This is a genomic window from Verrucosispora sp. CNZ293 (genome assembly GCF_002754655.1).
Window position 1 is genome coordinate 1,003,055 of record NZ_PEFR01000001.1, and the last position, 17,452, is coordinate 1,020,506.

The 17,452-nt window shown below is 72.6% G+C and carries 10 protein-coding genes; 8 read left to right on the forward strand and 2 right to left on the reverse strand.

The window, feature by feature from the left end; genetic code table 11:
- Nucleotides 1-13 precede the first annotated feature (13 nt).
- From CLT74_RS04640 to fxsT, 7 genes are all read left to right on the forward strand, one after another.
- Nucleotides 14-334 (forward strand): CU044_2847 family protein, encoded by a 321-nt coding sequence (locus CLT74_RS04640; RefSeq protein ID WP_143697069.1) that lies wholly within the window; start codon nucleotides 14-16, stop codon nucleotides 332-334.
- Nucleotides 331-3,774: a tetratricopeptide repeat protein gene (locus tag CLT74_RS04645; protein WP_099845429.1), complete on the forward strand. Its 3,444-nt coding sequence runs from the start codon at nucleotides 331-333 to the stop codon at nucleotides 3,772-3,774. Before CLT74_RS04640 ends, CLT74_RS04645 begins: the two co-directional genes overlap by 4 nt.
- Nucleotides 3,775-3,987: 213 nt before the next feature.
- Complete coding sequence (locus CLT74_RS30390; RefSeq protein ID WP_158240206.1) at nucleotides 3,988-4,164, forward strand: hypothetical protein; 177 nt, start codon at nucleotides 3,988-3,990, stop codon at nucleotides 4,162-4,164.
- A 12-nt stretch (nucleotides 4,165-4,176) separates the two neighbouring features.
- Nucleotides 4,177-6,528, forward strand: a complete 2,352-nt coding sequence (locus CLT74_RS04650; protein ID WP_486581982.1) for an FxsB family cyclophane-forming radical SAM/SPASM peptide maturase — start codon at nucleotides 4,177-4,179, stop codon at nucleotides 6,526-6,528.
- The gene (locus CLT74_RS04655; RefSeq protein WP_486581983.1) at nucleotides 6,525-7,331 is read left to right on the forward strand and encodes an AAC(3) family N-acetyltransferase; all 807 of its coding nucleotides are present in this window, start codon (nucleotides 6,525-6,527) and stop codon (nucleotides 7,329-7,331) included. The genes CLT74_RS04650 and CLT74_RS04655 overlap by 4 nt, the downstream gene beginning before the upstream one ends.
- 102 nt (nucleotides 7,332-7,433) lie before the next feature.
- A complete protein-coding gene (locus CLT74_RS04660; RefSeq protein WP_143697070.1) occupies nucleotides 7,434-8,564 on the forward strand; it encodes a hypothetical protein in 1,131 nt (376 codons plus the stop codon).
- A 6-nt stretch (nucleotides 8,565-8,570) separates the two neighbouring features.
- The gene (gene fxsT, locus CLT74_RS04665; protein WP_099845431.1) at nucleotides 8,571-12,497 is read left to right on the forward strand and encodes an FxSxx-COOH system tetratricopeptide repeat protein; all 3,927 of its coding nucleotides are present in this window, start codon (nucleotides 8,571-8,573) and stop codon (nucleotides 12,495-12,497) included.
- Between the two features lie 13 nt (nucleotides 12,498-12,510).
- Here fxsT and CLT74_RS04670 read toward each other — a convergent pair whose 3' ends face one another.
- Nucleotides 12,511-13,374 (reverse strand): alpha/beta fold hydrolase, encoded by an 864-nt coding sequence (locus CLT74_RS04670; RefSeq protein ID WP_239093374.1) that lies wholly within the window; start codon nucleotides 13,372-13,374, stop codon nucleotides 12,511-12,513.
- Nucleotides 13,375-13,612: 238 nt separating this feature from the next.
- Here CLT74_RS04670 and CLT74_RS04675 point away from each other — a divergent pair, with 238 nt between their 5' ends.
- Nucleotides 13,613-14,104 carry a molybdenum cofactor biosysynthesis protein gene (locus CLT74_RS04675; protein ID WP_099845433.1) on the forward strand — a complete coding sequence of 164 codons (492 nt, stop codon included), beginning with the start codon at nucleotides 13,613-13,615 and terminating at the stop codon, nucleotides 14,102-14,104.
- Nucleotides 14,105-14,110: 6 nt separating this feature from the next.
- On the opposite strand, the gene CLT74_RS04680 is transcribed toward CLT74_RS04675, so the two are convergent.
- Nucleotides 14,111-17,449 carry a BTAD domain-containing putative transcriptional regulator gene (locus CLT74_RS04680; protein WP_099845434.1) on the reverse strand — a complete coding sequence of 1,113 codons (3,339 nt, stop codon included), beginning with the start codon at nucleotides 17,447-17,449 and terminating at the stop codon, nucleotides 14,111-14,113.
- Nucleotides 17,450-17,452: the final 3 nt, after the last annotated feature.

Below are 17,452 nucleotides of genomic sequence, written 5' to 3' on the forward strand. Positions count from 1 at the left end.
GAGGGGTGGCGGCATGCAACCTGATCATTCTCGGCGCACGCACGTGGAGCCGATCCGGTCCGGAGAGGTCGTGTTCTTCGCGGAACTACTGGACGGCGGCGGGCCGGAGAACGTCTCACCGGCGAGGCTGCTCTCCTTCGACGGTGTCCGCGAGACTGTCGAAGTCATCGCCGATCAGCTGTCGCGGGCCTGGCAGCAGGCCAAGCCGGCGGAGGCGACTGTCGAGTTCGGCCTGTCGCTTACCGCCAAGGCGGGCCCACTCACCGGACTGATCGTGGCGGGTGACGGGGCGGCCACCTTCAAGATCACTCTGGTCTGGAAAGGCGGTTCGTGACCCGGTCCGACCAACCGCCGGGCGGTGGCGCGGTCGCCTCCCGTCAGCTCCGGCGGCATGTGGTGCGGGTGACCGGGCCTGACGGGACGCTGCTGGGCAGCGGATTCTTCATCGCGCCCGGTTGGGTGGTCACCGCCGCGCACGTCGTGTTCGACGGCCACCGGCACCGCTTCCGGACGTCGGTCCGGGTGACGCCCGCCGCCGCCGACGTCGGGGACGGCGCGGTGAGCGCCACCGTGGTCGCCCACTCCGACCCGCCGGAACGCACGATCCTGTGGCCGTTTCCGGATCTCGCGCTGCTGCGCCTGAAGCCGGAGCTGCCGTGGGTGGACCGACACCCGGTCGTGTGGACGGCGAACGGGGAGCCGTTGGGCGACGACTGCCACGCCTACGGATTTCCGGCGCGGGAGGTGACCGGCCCACCCCCGGGCGCTCCGGCGCGCTTTCTGTTCGAGGGTGTCGACGGTGACGGGTTCTTCCGGCTGAAGGCGGGCCAGTCGGCTCCCGGCCTGTCCGGGGCGCCGTTGCTGTGTCCGTCCCGGCGGGCTGTGGTCGGGGTGGTGACCGGCACCCGGGACCGCGACAGCGATCTGGGTGGCTGGGCCGCACCGATCTCGGCGTTGCTCGGCGAGCTGCCCGGGGTGCCCGAGTCGCTGGTGACCCACGGGCACGAGTTGCTGCGGCTCGGCGCGCAGGCGGTCCTGGCCGACCGCCGGACGTGGCACGCGGTGGTACCGGTGCCGGTGGCGGCGGAACTGCGGCCGAACTGGGAGGGGTTCGTCCGGATGCCCGGCTCGCTGCCGGCCGAGATGCTGCTCGCCGACGCGCGGGTGGTGCCGTACCGGCTGCGCGACGAGGATCTGGCGCACGCCGTGCGGTGGTGCGAGCGCCCCTCCCCGATGGAGGTGTGGCGCTTCGCCGGGGTCGGGGGCGCCGGCAAGACCCGGCACGCCATCGAACTGTGCCGGGCCATGGATCGGCGGGGCTGGCTGGTCGTACGGTGGACCGAGCTGACCGCGCTGCACAGCGCGGCGCAGGAGGTCGCCGGGCTGCCGCTGCCCCGGCTGATCGTGATCGACTATGTCGAGGCGATCGCTGTCGACACGCTGCGGACGCTGCTCGACAAGCTGCGACGCAACGCCAGTCAGCTCGCGCCGGTGCGGGTCGTGCTGTTGACCAGGACGACGGCCCGTGGCGAGGCGGGCAACGCGGACATCGTCCGGGAACTGGGCAAGGGGGCCGAGCCGGCACTCCGTACGATCCTCAGCGGGAGTGGCGACCCCATCGCGATCCGTGGTCTACCGCTTGCCGAGCGCCGGGACCTCTACGGGGCGTCGTTCAGGGCGTTCCGGCGTGCCTGGTTCGGCGAGAAGTCGCCGCCGACACCTCAGGTGCCGCCGCTTGGCGGTAAGCGGTACGAGGTGCCGCTGGAAGTGCTGCTGGAGGCGTTCGACAGGGCTCTGTCCGACCAGGACGCGGCGCGTGACCGGCCGCCCGTCGACCGGGCGCTCGACCATGAGGCGCGCCACTGGAACGGGCAGGCGCCGGCGGCCCTGGGCGAACGGACCCGCCGGGCGGCGGTCGCCCTGGCCAGCCTCGCCGGTGCCGAGGACGACGACCAGGCCGACGACCTGCTCCAGATCCTGCCCGAGCTGCGCGGTGACCGCCGGACCGCGCTGCGGGGCGAGACCCTGCTCTGGCTCGCCGACCTGTACGCCGGGCCGCTGCGGATCAATCCGGTCCGTCCGGACCTGCTCGGCGAGGCGCTGGTCGCCGAGACCCTCGCCCACCAGCGCGACGGTGGACGTGGGCTGCTGGCGGCGGTGTTCGACCTGACCGACGACGGGCAGGTCGCCCGCAGCCTCGACCTGCTCGTCCGGTTGGCGGCAAGCGACCCGGTCGCCGCCGTGCCGGTGGCCGCGGCGCTGTTCGACAGGCACACCCGTCTCGCCGACCGGGCGGAGGCCCGGGCGCACGGCGGTGGCGACCGGCCGGGCACCCTCGACCTCGCGATCGGTCTGCAACGGCTGCTCGCCGGCGGGGTGGAGGCGCAGGTGGAGGCGGCGGCGCGAGCGGGACCGACCGGCGACACCGGCATGATCGAACTGTCCACCTCGTACAACAAGATCGGTGACCTGGCCCGGGATTCCGGGCAGAGCGAGCGCGCCGAGGCGCTCTACACCCGGGCGTCGGGAATCCGCGAACGGCTCTCCTGGGCGCGCCCCGACGACGACCACCTCGCCCGTGAACTGTCGATCTCCTACAACAAGCTGGGGCGGTTGGCGGCCTGGCTGGGGCAGCCGGAACTCGCGCGTGGACTGTACGAGAAGGGCCTGGCCATCCGGGAGCGGCTGCACAAGGCGCATCCCGGCGACAGCACCTACGCCCGTGACCTGGCGGTGTCCCGGCAACGGCTCGCCGACGCGATCCGCGAGGCGGGCGACCCGGTGCGGGCGGAGGCGTTGTACCGGCAGGTGCTGGCCATGCGGGAGCGTCTGTACGCGCTGGAGCCGACGAACCCGACGTTCGCCCGGGATCTGTCCATCTCCTACGACGTGCTCGGTGATCTCGCGCTGGAGAGCGGCGATCCCACGGAGGCGCGGCTGCTGTACGAGCGGGGCCACGGCCTGCGGGAGCGGCTGTCGGGCGACGACCCCGACAACGTCACGTTCGCTCGAGACCTGTCGGTCTCCTACGAGCGCCTGGGTGATCTCGCGGCGAAGGCGATGCGGTTCGCGGAGGCTCGGCGGCGCTACGAACTGGCGCTGGACATCCGGCGTCGGCTGCGCGATCTGCAACCCCTCAACACGGAGTTCTCCCACGATCTGCTGGTGTGCCACGGCGGACTCGGTGATCTGGCCGTCCAGGAGGGACAGCCGGCCGACGCCGAGCGGCACTATCAGCTGGGGCTCGGTGTCGCCGAGCACCTGCTCGCGGTCGAGCCCCGCAACGCCACGTTCGTCCGCGACGCGTTGTTCTTCTACACCGGACTCGGGGCACTCGCCGCCGGGCGCGGCGACGGCGAAGGGGCGGAACGGTACTACCGGCTCGGCCGCACCCGCGCCGAGCGGATGCTCGCCGCCGAGCCGGGAAGCATCCACTTCGCCCGGCACCTGGCGTCCTTCTACGAGCGGCTCGGTGAACTCGCGCTCAGCGGTGCCACCCGACCTCGTTCCGGCAGCGCGGAGACGCTGCTCAGTGCGGCGACGCACGTACGCCGCGAGCTGCGGGCCAGGGAACCGGCGAACGTCGAGCTGGCCGAGGAGCTGGCGCAGTCGTTGCTGCTGGTCAGCCGGGTGCTCGCGGAGCCGGCGCGAGCGGCGGTGCGGACCGAGGCGCGGGAGGCGCTCGAACCGTTCGAACACTCGGGCAGACTGAGCCGGAGCGGACGAGAGTTGTTGTATAGACTTCGGCCGCTGGAGCCGGGGGCCTCCTGGTGATTCCATCCTGCTGCTGACATCTCGGCATGTCAGGCTGGGCAATTTCCACCGAATGGATATGTTCTTCCCCGGTGTCGGTGAATCATGCTGTGCTGGGAAGGACCTGCGCCGTTCGTCGGGGTGATCACCCGTCGGTGCCGCTCCTGCCGGAAAATCGAGAGAACGTCAAACCTGAATCATGGTGCCCGCGCTCCGCCCAGAAAGATCAAGACCGTGAAGATAATCGAGAACCAGCACGTCAGCATGGCCGAGCGGCTTGCTGAGCTGCGACGCCGGCCGTTGGGTGAGATCCCGGTGGCCCGGGCGGTGGACGTGACCCGTACGGTCATGCGTCATCGCGACGACGCCGAGGGCGGCGTGGAGGTTGCCCGGTTCGGATCTGTCGCCTAGGCCACGGTCGTCGTGCCGACCAGCGGGTCACCGGGGACGGCCTGGCCGATCAGCCAGTACGTGCTGAAGGTCCACAGCCGGTGTGATCTGGCCTGCGACCACTGCTACGTCTACGAGCACGCCGACCAGAGTTGGCGCGGTCGTCCGATGGTGATGGACGCCCGCACGGTGGCAGCGGTTGCCGACCGGATCGCCGAGCACGCCGCGGCCCACCGACTGCGGCGGGTCAGCGTCGTCCTGCACGGCGGTGAGCCGCTGTTGCTGGGGCTGGACCGCATGCGGCAGGTGCTGGCCGCGCTGCGCCGACGAATCGAGCCCGTCAGCCGCCTCGACCTGCGGATGCAGTCCAACGGGATCCGGCTGTCCGAGCCGTACTGTGACCTGTTCGCGGAGTACGACGTCCAGGTCGGGGTGTCGCTCGACGGTGACCGGGACGCCAACGACAGGCACCGGCGCTTCGCCACCGGAGCCAGCAGTCACCCGCAGGTGCTGCGGGCCATCGGACTGCTGCACCGGCCGGCCTACCGGCGACTCTTCGCCGGCGTGCTCTGCACTGTGGATCTCCGCAACGACCCGGTCGCCGTCTACGAGGCGTTGCGGGCCGTCCGGCCACCCCGACTCGACCTGCTGCTGCCGCACGCGACCTGGGCGAATCCGCCGTACCGGCCGGCCGGGCGCGCCACACCGTACGCCGACTGGTTGCTGGCGGTGCACGACCGCTGGTCGGCCGACGGCCGGCCCATGCCGATCCGGTTGTTCGACTCGCTGTACTCCACGGCGGCGGGGGGCCACAGCGGCAGCGAGTGGGTCGGCCTCGACCCGGCGGACCTGGTGGTCGTCGAGACCGACGGCACCTGGGAGCAGGTCGACTCGTTGAAGACCGCGTACGACGGAGCTGCGGCCACCGGTCTCAGCGTGTTCACGCACACCGTCGACGAGGTGTCGAGACTGCCCGAGATCGCGCTCCGGCAGACCGGACTGGCCGGGCTCGCGGCCCAGTGCCGAGCCTGCCCGGTGGTGACCCAGTGCGGCGGTGGGCTGTTCGCCCACCGGTACCGCGAGGGCACCGGCTTCGACAACCCGTCGGCCTACTGCGCCGACCTCAAGGAGCTGATCGTGTCTCTGAGCGCACGAGAGCGAGGCGGACCTGTCGCCGCCACCGAGCCTGTCGATCAGGACGGCTCGGACCTGCCCGACGGGCTGTTGGACCGGATCGCCGCCGGCCGTACCGACGCGGACGCTCTCCATTTCCTCGCCGAATCCCAGCTCGCCATCACCCGAGCGATGCTCGTCGAGGTGGCCGACAGGGCACCGGCGACCGGGCGGACCGGGTGGGACGCGCTGGTCCGGCTCGACCGGGACGCTCCCGACGCCGTCGAGGAGACGCTGCGGCATCCGTACGTGCGGGTCTGGGCCGTCGACGCGCGGCGACAGCTCGGCACCGACCAGACGGCGGGTGACCACCTGTCCTGCGTCGCCGCGGCGGCCGCGGTGCGGGCCGGGGTCAGCGTCGAACTCGACGTGCCGATCCGGTCCGGGGTGCTGCACCTCCCGTCGCTCGGCGCGGTCACGGTCGCCGAACCGGTCACCGCGACGGCCGTGCTGACCGTCGAGCCCGGAAGGTGGCGCATCCGCCACGCCGCCGGCACGACGCAGGTGTCCTTCGACGGGGACCTCGACGCCAGCGTGCCGCAGGTGACGGGGGGCCGCTGGCAGGCCAACCGCCGGCTCGGCTTCGGTGGCTCGACGATCCTGTTCGAGGATCTCGATCCCCACCGGGACTGCCACGACTGGAAGGCGGCGGAGCGGCCCGACACGCCGACCCTGGCCCGTTGGGGTGAGGTCCTGACCGCCGCCTGGTCGAGCATCGAGACCGACCTGCCGCATCAGGCCGCTGCCGTGCTGACCGGGCTGCGGGCGGTGGTGCCGCTTGTCGACGATCCGGCCGGTACGCTGCGCAGCTCCACCGCGCGACAGGCGTTCGCGTCGGTAGGCGTGGCGCTGGCCGACGCCCCCGCCATGGCCGTGATGATCGCGCACGAGTTCCAGCACAGCGTGCTCGGTGCTCTGCTCGACCTCTGTGACCTCTACACGGTGAGCCCCACCCTCCGGTTGGCGGTGGGCTGGCGGGCCGATCCGCGCCCGGTCGAGGGGGTGCTCCAGGGCACCTACGCGCACCTCGCGATCACCGACATGTGGCGGCAGCGAGCGGGGCAGGAGCCCTCGGGCGGCCCGGCGCACAAGCGCTACGGGCAGTACCGGGCGTGGACCGCGCAGGCCGCCGACGCCCTGCTGGGCTGCGGCGCGTTGACCCCGGCGGGCGACCGGTTCGTGCGCCGGCTCGCGGAGGCGCTGACGCCGTGACCGGTACCGCGACGGTGGCCTCGGCCCGGGATCTGTGCGACCAGCTCGCGGCGCTGGGACTCACCCCGGGGCGAGCGGTGTTGGTGCACGCGTCGATGCGGTCGGTCGGTCCGGTCGACGGCGGCGCGGCGGCACTGCTCACCGCCCTGCGTCGGGTGGTCGGGCGGGCCGCGGTGGTGGTACCGGCGCAGACGGCGTACAACTCGACCTCCAGTCCCGAGTTCCGGGCGGCGACCATGGGGCTCACGCCGACCGAGGTGGCTCGGCACATCGACCGGATCGAGGCGTTCGACCCGGCCACCACCCCGTCCCGGGGGATGGGGGTGCTCGCCGAACAGGTCCGGCAGAGCCAGACCGCTGTCCGCAGCCGACATCCGCAGACCTCCTTCGCCGCCGTCGGTCACGGCGCGGCCGAGCTGATGCGGGTCCACGACCTCGACTGCCATCTGGGGGATCGGTCCCCGCTGGGTGCGTTGTACGACGCGGACGCGACGGTGCTGCTGTTGGGCGTGGACCATCGGGTCTGCACCGCCTATCACCTCGCCGAGTACCGGCTGCCGGACCGGCGGACCCGCCCCTACTGCTGCTTCGTCCGCGACGGCGACCGTCGGGTGCGGGTGGACTTCACCGGTCTCGACCTCGACGACAGCGACTTCGACCGGCTCGGTCAGGCGCTGGAGCAGGCACCCGAGCCGGTGGTGGTCCACGGCCGGGTCGGCGGCGCCGTGGCGCGAACCATGCCGGTACGCCACGCCGTCGACTTCGCGGTCGGCTGGATGGTCCGTCACCGCCGCTGCTGGTGAGTGTTGGTCCTTTCACGTATCGTGATGTTCGCCTGACGTGCAGACGGTTGGGGGAGTGGCGGTGCGACTCGGCTCAGCCGCTCCCGCTCGGGAGCGACCTCGATGACGCCAGACGAGATGCCGTCGCCCACCGGGCAGCCGCCCTGCTATTTCTTTCTCAGCCATGCTCATCCGCCCACTGTCGACCGCACCGCCGAACTCGACTACTACGAGCGGACGGTGTTCGAGGATCTGGCCCGGGTGGTCGGTGAGCTGCCGAGGGAGCGACCGCAGTGGCGTACCGGCATGTTTCGACCCTGCGGCGACCCCTCGACCGGGTCGGCGGCGCGCATCGAGCAGGCGCTGGCCACGGTCGCGGTGTTCGTCGCGTTGCGTTCGGAGAGCTACGACACCGACGAGGTCGCCGCCGCCGAACGGTCGGTGTTTCTCCGCCAGCCGGCGACGCTGCACTCCCGCCTCCCCGGGCAGCGCCTGTTGCCGGTGTTGTGGGAGGTGACGCCGGGGGCAGCCGGCCAGGCCGCGGTCACCCCGATCCCGGACGTTCCGCAGTACGCCGAGACCGGGTTGATCGCGCTGAGCCGCCGCCGGGGTGAGCGGGACGCCTACGAGCGGGTCCTGGCGTACCTGGGTGACTCGATCGTCGAGCTGGCCGAGGGGCGGGGCGACACGCCGGACACCCACTGGCCGCCGCCCCGCCCGCGTGAGGTGAGGCCGGCGTTCGTGGTCGCCACACTCGCCGCGCCCGCGGTGCCCGATCCGGTCGACAGTGGCCAGGCTGCGGCGTCGTCGCGGCATCCCGATCGGCTGCGTGCGGTCGCGGCGCAGGTGGCCGGGGGCGTCAACCGGGCCAGGTTCGACGTGCAACTGGTCGAGCTCAGCGCCGGGTACGACCAGTTGGGGCGGCGGCCCGCGGTGTTGCTGGTCGAGGAACGGGCGTGGGGCGACGCGGAGACCGGGGCGTACCTGCGGCACCTGTTGGACGGGCTGCCCGCCTGGGTGCAGCCGTTGATCGTGCCGGCCGGCGACGAGCCGCTCCGTGCCCCGGAGGAGCGCGGTCGGCGCGCACGCCCGGCCCGACCCGCCGCCCGGCCCCGCATCCTGGCCGCCGTCGACGATCCGCTCACCGTCATCGCAGCCGCGATCGGCCGGGCCGTCCGCCACTTCGACGACGAACATCTGGTGGAGCGCCGGTACCCGCCCCGACCACGGTCGAACAGCCATCCGGAGGAGTAGCCCGACATGACGGACACCCGGAACGGTCAGATCATCACCTTCTACTCCTACAAGGGCGGCACCGGCCGGACCATGGCGCTGGCGAACACGGCGTGGATTCTCGCCGCGAACGGCCACCGGGTCCTGGTCGTCGACTGGGATCTGGAATCGCCGGGACTGCACCGCTTCTACCGGCCGTTCATCCACGAGGGCATGCTCCGGGGCGCCGGTGGCGTGATCGACATGTTGGTGGGCTACGAGGGGGCGGCGAAGGAGGCGGCGGGTCGTGACCCGGCCGCGCCCGGCGAGCTGCGGCACGCGAGCTTCGCCGACGTACGCCGGCACGCGTTCTCGATCAACTGGCGGTGGCCACCCGGGGGGACGCTCGACTTTCTCGGCGCGGGCCGCCACAACCACAGCTACAGCCGTTCGATCTCCGGACTCGACTGGGACCACTTCTACGAGGTGCTGGCCGGTGGCGCGTTCTTCGACGCGCTGCGGGCGGACATGAAGCGCACCTACGACTACACGCTTATCGACAGCCGGACCGGGCTCAGCGACGTGGCGGACATCTGCACTGTGCACCTGCCGGACACGTTGGTCGCCTGCTTCACCCTCAGCGAGCAGGGCATCGACGGGGCCGCCGAGGTCGCCCAGTCGATCAGCCGTAAGACGACGCCCCGGCGGATCCGGGTGCTGCCGGTGGCGATGCGGATCGACCCGGCCGAGAAGCTCAAGGCGGACACCGGTCGGTTGGTGGCCCGGCAGCGTTTCGACGGCCTGCCGGCGCACCTCGACGAGGTGGCGCGGGACCGCTACTGGGCCCAGGTCCAGGTGCCGTACCTCGCCTACTACGCGTACGAGGAGACGCTTGCCACGATCGAGGACAGCTCGGGTGCGCCCGGCAACCTGCTCGGTGCCTTCGAGAAGCTGACCGAGGTGATCAGCGAGGGGCGGGTGACCCGGCTGCCCACCATGGACGAGGCCGACCGGGTGCGGGTCAAGGCCCAGTTCGTCCGGATGGCGGCGGTCCGGGAGACCGAGGTGGCGCTGCGGTACGACGTGGCGGGCGTGGGCTGGGCCGAATGGATCTCGTGGGTGCTGCGGGAGGCCGGCGTCCAGGTGCACGATCCGGGCCCGGCGGGACGCCTCGAGGGGGTCGCCGTCGCCGCGCGTCCACTGGTGATCAACACTGCCTCGGAGGAGGTCGAGCTGGGGCTCAACGCGGCCCTGATGCGCCCGGCACGCCGCCCGCTGATCGTCCACGTCGGCAACGCGCAGTCCACCTCGATCCCCTCGGGCGGGGTCAACTCCATCCGGCTGGGCCGGCTGGACGAGCGGCCCGCCGCCGAGCAACTGCTGCACCTGGTGGGCTTTCCGCCGCCGAAGGCCGAGTTCCTGGTGGGCGCGCCACGCTACCCCGGCCGACCGCCTACCGTCTTCCAGGCGCCGCCGCGCAACCTGCTCTTCACCGGCCGCGAGGCGCTGCTGGGGTCGCTGCGCGGGCTGCTGCGCGCGCAGAGCGACGCCGCCGAACCCGTGGTCCTGCAGGGCATGGGCGGCTTCGGCAAGACGCAGCTCATCACCGAGTACGCCCACCGGTTCCGGGCCGCGTACGACGTGGTCTGGTGGATCGACGCGGACGTCGCCGCCGACGTCGACGGTGGCCTCTACGACCTCGGCCGACGCCTCGGCATGAACCTGCCCAGCAGCGTGCGTGAGGGCGCGCAGACGGTGAAGCAGGCACTGTCCCGAGGCGAGGGCGGGCTGCGCTGGCTGGTGGTCTTCGACAACGCCGAGCGGCTGGATCGGATCAGGCAGTTGCTGCCCAACGGGCCGGGACACGTCGTCATCACCTCTCAGGGGCCGGGCTGGCTGGAGCAGACGCACGTCGTACCGGTGGATGTGTTCGACCGGGCCGAGAGCGTGAACCACCTGCGCCGCCTGCTGCCCGACCTGGGGGAGCGCGACGCCAACCGGATCGCCGAGGCGCTTGGTGATCTGCCGATCGCGGTGGCCGCCGCCGCGGCGTGGCTGGTCGAGACCCACTCGCCGGTGTCGGAGTACCTCGCGGCGATCGAGCAGGGCGACCTCGGCGCGCTCGGCTCGGAGACCGACATCGGTCGGGTCGAGGCGGCGTGGCGGCTGTCGCTGGACCAGTTGGCGACCCGCCGGCCGGCCGCGTACCGCCTGTTGCAGCTCTGTTCGGTGATGGCTCCCGAGATCTCGCTCGACATCGTCTACAGCACCGCGATGGCCGAGCACCTGCGGGCGATCGACCCGACGGTGACCAGCCGTCTGATGATCAACAGGTTGGTGGAGCAGATCAAGCGGCTGGCTCTGCTGCGCCTGGACCAGCAGAGCGAGTACGACAGCCAGGGCACGGAACGGGAGAGCACCCGCATCGTGATCCACCGGCTGCTGCACTCGGTGGTGCGTTCCCGGATGACCGCGTCCGAGATCGAGGACGCCAAACACCAGGTGCACCTGCTGATCGCCGCGGCAGCCCGTACCCTCGGCGAGGTCGATCTTCAGGACGAGTGGCGCAAGTACCGGATGCTGTGGCCGCACGTCGAGGTCTCCGACGGTACGACCTGCGACTTCGCCCCGGTCCGGCAACTGCTCGTCGACCAGGTCCGCTACTTCTTCGTACGCGGCAACCCCGACGGCGGGCTGGAGGTGGCCGAGCGGGTCGAGGACGCCTGGACCCGCGCCCTGGGTCGGCAGCTAGCGGAACCGGTTCGCCGGGAGGTGCTCGTGCAGCTCCTGCAACTGCGGTTCAACAAGGCCAACGTGCTGCGCGACAAGGGCGCGTTCCAGGACTCCTACGACCTGGACCTGGACGTCCACGCCCAGCAGGTCGACCTGCTCGGCAGCGACCACGCCGACGCGCTGATGACCGCCGGCAGTCTCGGCGGGGACCTGCGCGGGCTCGGCCGCTACCCCGAGGCGCTCCAGCGCGACATCGAAACCTACCGGGCCTGGCGTACGGAGTTCGGTGACGACCATGTGCGTACCCTCAACGCCCTGAGCAACCTGGCGGTCTCGCGACGGCTGATGGGCGACGTGGCCGAGGCGCTGCGGCTGGATCAGGAGGTCTACGACAGGCGTCGGCAGCTGCTCGGCGAGGACAACCTCAGCACGCTTCAGTCCGCGACCTCCCTCGGGCGGGATCTGCGCGACGCCGGCCACTACGACCGGTCCGTCGAGCTGCTGACCCAGGTGCGGGATGTCTACACGACGGTGATGGGGGAGCACAGCCGCTTCGTGTACGAGGCCAATGCCAACCTGGCCGTCTCGCTGCGCAGCGCCGGCCGGACGGGCGAGGCGGGGGAGCTGCTGGAGGTGGCCTACCACCGGCTGGCGGAGATCCTCGGGCCGGACCACCCGGAGACACTGGCCTGCCGACTGAGCCGTTCGGTGACCCTGCTGGAGCTGGGCGACTGGGAACAGGCGGAGACGGAGACCAGCGCGGTGCGCGCCGCGTACGCACGGCAGCTCGGTGACCGGCATCCGCACAGCCTGGTGTGCCTCAACAACCACGCTGCCGCGGTCCGGGCCCGCGGCGACGTCGACGGGGCCCGCTCGTTGGCCCGGCAGGCGTGGGAGGGGCTCGCGGCGGTGCTGAGCGACCGTCACCCCTACACCCTGGCCGCGCAGATCAACGTGGCCGTCATCGAGGCCGACCGGCATGAGCCCGCCGAGGCGCTCGCCCTGCTGAGTGCCGCCGCCGACCTGCTGACCAGCCTGCTCGGTCCGGCGCATCCGCACACCCTGCGGTGCCGGGCGAACCACGCCCTCGTCGAGCGCCGGCTGCACGGCGTCGACCACCAGGCGCGGGTCGACGAGGCCATCGAGGCGGTGGTCGCCAGGATCGGCGGCAACCACCCGTCGGTGGCGGAACTGAAGCGGGGACGACCGGTACGCCGCGTCATCGACCCGCACCCGTTCTGACCGGCGTTGCCGCTCACCAGCTCGACAGCCACTCCAGCATCTCGGGCAGGATCTCGACGGCGCCGAAGTGGGCGGCACCGGGCTGGACGTGGACCTCTGCGGTGTGGATCTGCCGGGCGAGCCACATGGTGTGGCTCACCGGTGCGAAGTTGTCCTGTTCGCCGTGCCACAGCCGGACCGGAGCGGTGATCGCCGACAGGTTGAAACCCCAGTCCCGCCGCAGGGCCAGCACGTCGTCGATCCAGCCCTGCGGTCCGCTGCGCAGCGCCTCCCGGTACGCCTGGGCGATCAGGCGACGGATGGCCAGATCGCGTACGACCCGCCGGTCCGGCCAGGTCATGTCGGTCTCCAGCTGGGTCAGCAGGCTCTCCGGGTCGCGTCGGGTCCGGGCGGCCTGTGCCCTGAGCCGCTCCATCAGCAGGAGCCGGTCGTCGGAGGCGGCGGCGAAGTCGCGTACGTTGCTGGCGGCCATGCCGCTGAACCATTCGAGGTCGGGCACGTCGGGTCTGGCGAAGCCGACGAGTACCGCCGTGCGGGTGACCGCGTGCGGCAGCAACGCCGCGCAGGCCAGCGCGTGTGGCCCGCCGCCGGAGCGTCCGACCACGGAGAACCGGTAGATGTCCAGGTCCGCCGCGATCGCGGCGATGTCCTCGGCCGCGTCGGCGACGGTACGTCCGGGATGGGGCGTCGAGCCGCCGTAACCGGGACGGTCGTAGCTGATCAGTCGGATGCCGTACCGGTACAGGACCCCGCTTCGTGGCTTCGGGCCGCTGCGGCTGCCGGGGGTGCCGTGCAGCAGGAAGATGGGTACCCCGTCGGGTTTGCCGGTGATCTCCACAGTCAACCGTCGGCCACCGGCACCGCTCGCGAACCGCACCTCGGTTGCCAGGCGTGTTCCCCTTTCACTCGTCGGGGGACCGTGAACCCGGCGGCGCCCAGGTCGCCGTCGATGTCGTCACGAATCAGCGTAGCCCGAGGCGAGCGCCGGAGTGCCGAACAGTCGGTCAGAACATCGACAACTGTGATGTCTTGCGGGATGCCGGATGCGGAATGCCGGGTGCCGGGCGTGGTTCGACTCGGCACGAGCGGCGTGGTGGCCGGCATAGAGTCGGGTCATGCCGGAGATCGTCCAGTTGCTGGCCTCGCCCGTGCACCGGTTCGTGGGCCGGCCGTCGGACGGGCCGGAGCCGGCGCCGGCCGGTGAGCTGGTCGGTGAGATCGAGGTCCGGGCCGAGCTGGGCATCGTGGGCGACAGATACTTCGGCAGACCCGCCCACCGTGAGGCGAGCGTCACCGTCATCGCTGCCGAGTCGTTGCCGCCGGGCGTCGGTCTGGCGCAGGTCCGGCGCAACATCCTGACCAGCGGAATCGGCGTGGACGACCTGGTCGGCTCGGTGCTGGTGCTCGACTCGGGCCGCGGGCCGGTACGGCTACGGATGAACCGGGCGGCCCATCCCTGCGCGTGGATGGACGTGACGATCGGCCCCGGCGCGTGGCGCGGGCTGCGGGGCCGGGGCGGCGTGCGCTGCACCCCACTGACCGACGGCATCCTGCGGGTCGGTCCCGTCGACGTGACAATCGAGGACGACCCGGCGCGGCGGAGTTGAGCACACTCACCCGCGAATGGACGCGTAGTGGACCTGCGCCCGCGCGTCGTCGCCGAGCGCGGCGGCGAGGTCGCCGAGGTGACGGGCGACCGGGCCGAGGGTGAGCACGCCGCTGCCCGCACCGGCCAGCTCGCCGTCGGCCGGCAGCAGGTCGGCGTACGTGGACCGGATGCGGGCCCGGTCGCCGAGCACGACGGCGGCGCGGGCGACGAGGCAGCCACGGGCCTCACGAAGCAGGTCGTGCGGCGATTCCGGCACCGCGCGCAAAGCACCGGCGGCCTCGCCGGGTTCGCCGGCGGCGAGCAGCAGCAGCGGGCGCACCCAGGGCTCGTGCGGGCCCCACTCCTCGCCCCGCCAGCGGACCGCCTCGCCCGGCGACAGGTCACCGCCGGTCGTCAGGCGCAGGCAGAACAGCGCCAGCGGGGCCAGCCCCTGCGCCATACCGGGCAGTTCGTCGGCGGGCAGCGCCAGGTTGGCCTCCCGGTAGGCGTCCGCCGCCTCGGTGGGACGCCCTTCGATGGCCAGCCGCAGGGCCGCGTACCACCGGGTGAAGAGACCGACCAGGGGCAGCTCGTACCGTCGGGCGAGGCGGTCGGCGGCCTCGGCGCGGGCGTTCGCCGTGGCCACGTCGCCGACCGCGCAGTACGCCTGCATGGCAATGAGGTGGCCGAGCACCTCGAAGGTCACCAGGTTCCGGGAACGGGCCACCTCCGCCAGTTCCACGCCGATCCGGGCCCGCTCGGGCGCCAGGCCGGCACGGTGGAAGGTGTGCAGGTAGCGGGCGTTGAGCGCCAACGCGAGCAGCGGCACGTCACCGGTCTGCCGGGCGATCTCCTCCGCCTCGCGGGCGGCCCGCGCGCCGCGGTCGCCGATGGTGCCTCGTAGCTCCAGCGCCAGGGTGGCCAGCAGGTGACCTCGGCGGCTCCGTTCGTCCGGGGGCAGGACCGCCAGTGCGGCGTCGACGGCCACCGCGACCTGCCGGGACAGCGGCTCGTCGTCGTTGCGGGTCCAGATCGCCGGTACGTCGAAGGCGGTGAGCACGTCCGCCAGCAGGTCGGGGTCGCCGAGGCGCCGGACGGTGGTGATCGCCTCGGCGCGGTGCCGGCGGGCCTGCGCCAGCCGACCGGTGACCGCGAGGGCCCGTCCCAGGCCCATCTGCGCCGCCAACCGGCCGGGCGCGTCGCTGTCGGTGGCCCGGTCGTACGCGGTGACCGCCTGCTCCCACAGGCGGACCGCGTCGTGCGGGGCGGCCCTCGTCTCGGCCTGCTCCGCCGCCGACCGCGCGTAGCGGGCCGCACGGCCTGCGGCGGCCCGGGTACCGGCGGCGTTGAAATGGTGGGCGAGGGCGGCGGACTGGTGCGGGTGCAGCCGTTCCATGGTCTCGGCCGTGGCGGCGTGCCACCGGGCGCGGCGGGCTGCCGGCAGGTCGTCGTAGAGGGTGTCGCGGACGAGGATGTGGGTGAAGCGCAGTTGCCCGCCCGTACCCTGCGCGCTGAGAAAACCGGCCTGTTCGGCCTGGTCGAGGGCGTCGAGGACGACCGGTTCAGGTTCGCCGGCCAACGCCGCGAGCACCTCCGGATCGATGTCGCGACCGACGACCGCCGCCTGCCGCAGCAGCGTACGGGTGGCCTCCGGTAGCTGCGCGAGGCGGTGCCGGATCACGTCCCGCACCCCGGCGGGCACCCGCTGAAGTGCCTGCGGCCCCTCGGCGGCGAGCAACCGGGCCAGCTCGCGGACGAAGAACGGGTTGCCACCGCTGCGCTGATGGATCGACCTGAGGGCGTCGGCGTCGATGTCGAACCCGGCGATCGCCCAGGTCAGTTCGGCGGTCGCCGCTTCGGGCAGTCCGGTGAGGTAGACCCGGACCGGTTCGCGGCGGGCCAGCCGGGCCAGCGTCGCCGTCAGCCCGGCGTCGACCTGCGAGGTGCGGTACGCCGCGACGATCATGATGGGGCCGGTGGCCGGTTCGGGCTCGGCGACCAGGCCGGTGAGCAGGTCCAGGGTCCCCTCGTCGGCGCGGTGCAGGTCGTCGAGGATCAGCAGCACCGGGTTGTGTCGGGCCGCCGCGTCGACAAGCGCGACCGCCTCGCGCCGCAGCCGGAACCGTAGCGTCTCGAGGCTCCGGTCGTCACCGTCGCTCGGCAGCGGCCCGGTGTCGGCCGGCGGTGGTGGCGCGTCCTGCCGGGCCGGCCCGATCGTCGCAGTCAACGCCTGGCTGATCTGCGTCCAGGGCCAGGCGGCCGGCGCCCCGTCGTACTCCGGAATGCGACCCCAGGCGGTCACCCAGCCGTCGGCCGACAGGCGGCGGGTGAGCAGGTCGAGCAGAGCGGTCTTGCCGGCACCCGCGTCGCCCGAGATCAGGGCGACGGCCGGCACGCCGTCGCGGGCCGCGCCGGCGGCAAGTCGTACGAGCTGGTCCAGTTCCGATTCGCGGCCGACGAACGGACGCCGCCGCCCCGGCGCCGCGTCGGCACGTCCCGGGGTCGCGCCGCCGGCCGCGACCGGAGCCTCGGCGGAGGCGGCGGGCACCGGTGTCGGCCTCACGGCGGACGTGGTCGTGGCGAGATGTGGCGCCTGGCGGAGAATGTCGGCTTCGAGCTGACGCAGTCGGGGCCCCGGGTCGATGCCGAGTTCGTCGACAAGGGTGTCGCGGATCCGGCGCAACGCGGCGAGGGCTTCGCCCTGCCGGCCGGAGCGGTACAGCGCGATGATCCACAGCCGCCAGATGTCCTCGCGCAGCGGATGTGCCTCGGCGTCGCCCCGCAGGACGGCGGCGGCCTCGACGTCGCGTCCCAGCGCCATCAGCGCTTCGGCCCGCCGCTGGCTGGCGAGCAACCGGAGGTCGTCGAGGCGGTTGATCTCCCCACGGGCCCAGCCCTCGCCGTCGTACCCGGCGTAGGCGGGCCCCCGCCACAGGGCGAACGCGTCGTCCAGAGCGGTGAGCGCCGGACCGGGTCGGCCCTGGTCGAGCAGTCGCCTGGAGTCCACCACCGCCGTCTCGAACCGCCAGGCGTCGACGGCGTCGTCGGAGGCGCGCAGCGCGTACCCGGGGGGTGTGGTGATCAGCAGCCGGGCCGGTCGGCGGGCCGGCCGCTCCGGCTCCAGAGCCCGGCGCAGATCGGACACGAAGGTGCGGATCGCCGCGATCGACCCTTCCGACGGCGCGTGCCACAGGTCGGCGAGGAGCTGGTCGACGGGGACCACCCGGCCTCGGGCGACCAGCAACCGGGCGAGCACGGCACGATGCCGGGGGCCCTTCAGGCCGACCGGTACGCCCCCGGCCCACGCGGTGACCGCACCGAGCACCCCGAAGGACACCGTCGGGACCATGTCCTGCCTGGTCATGCG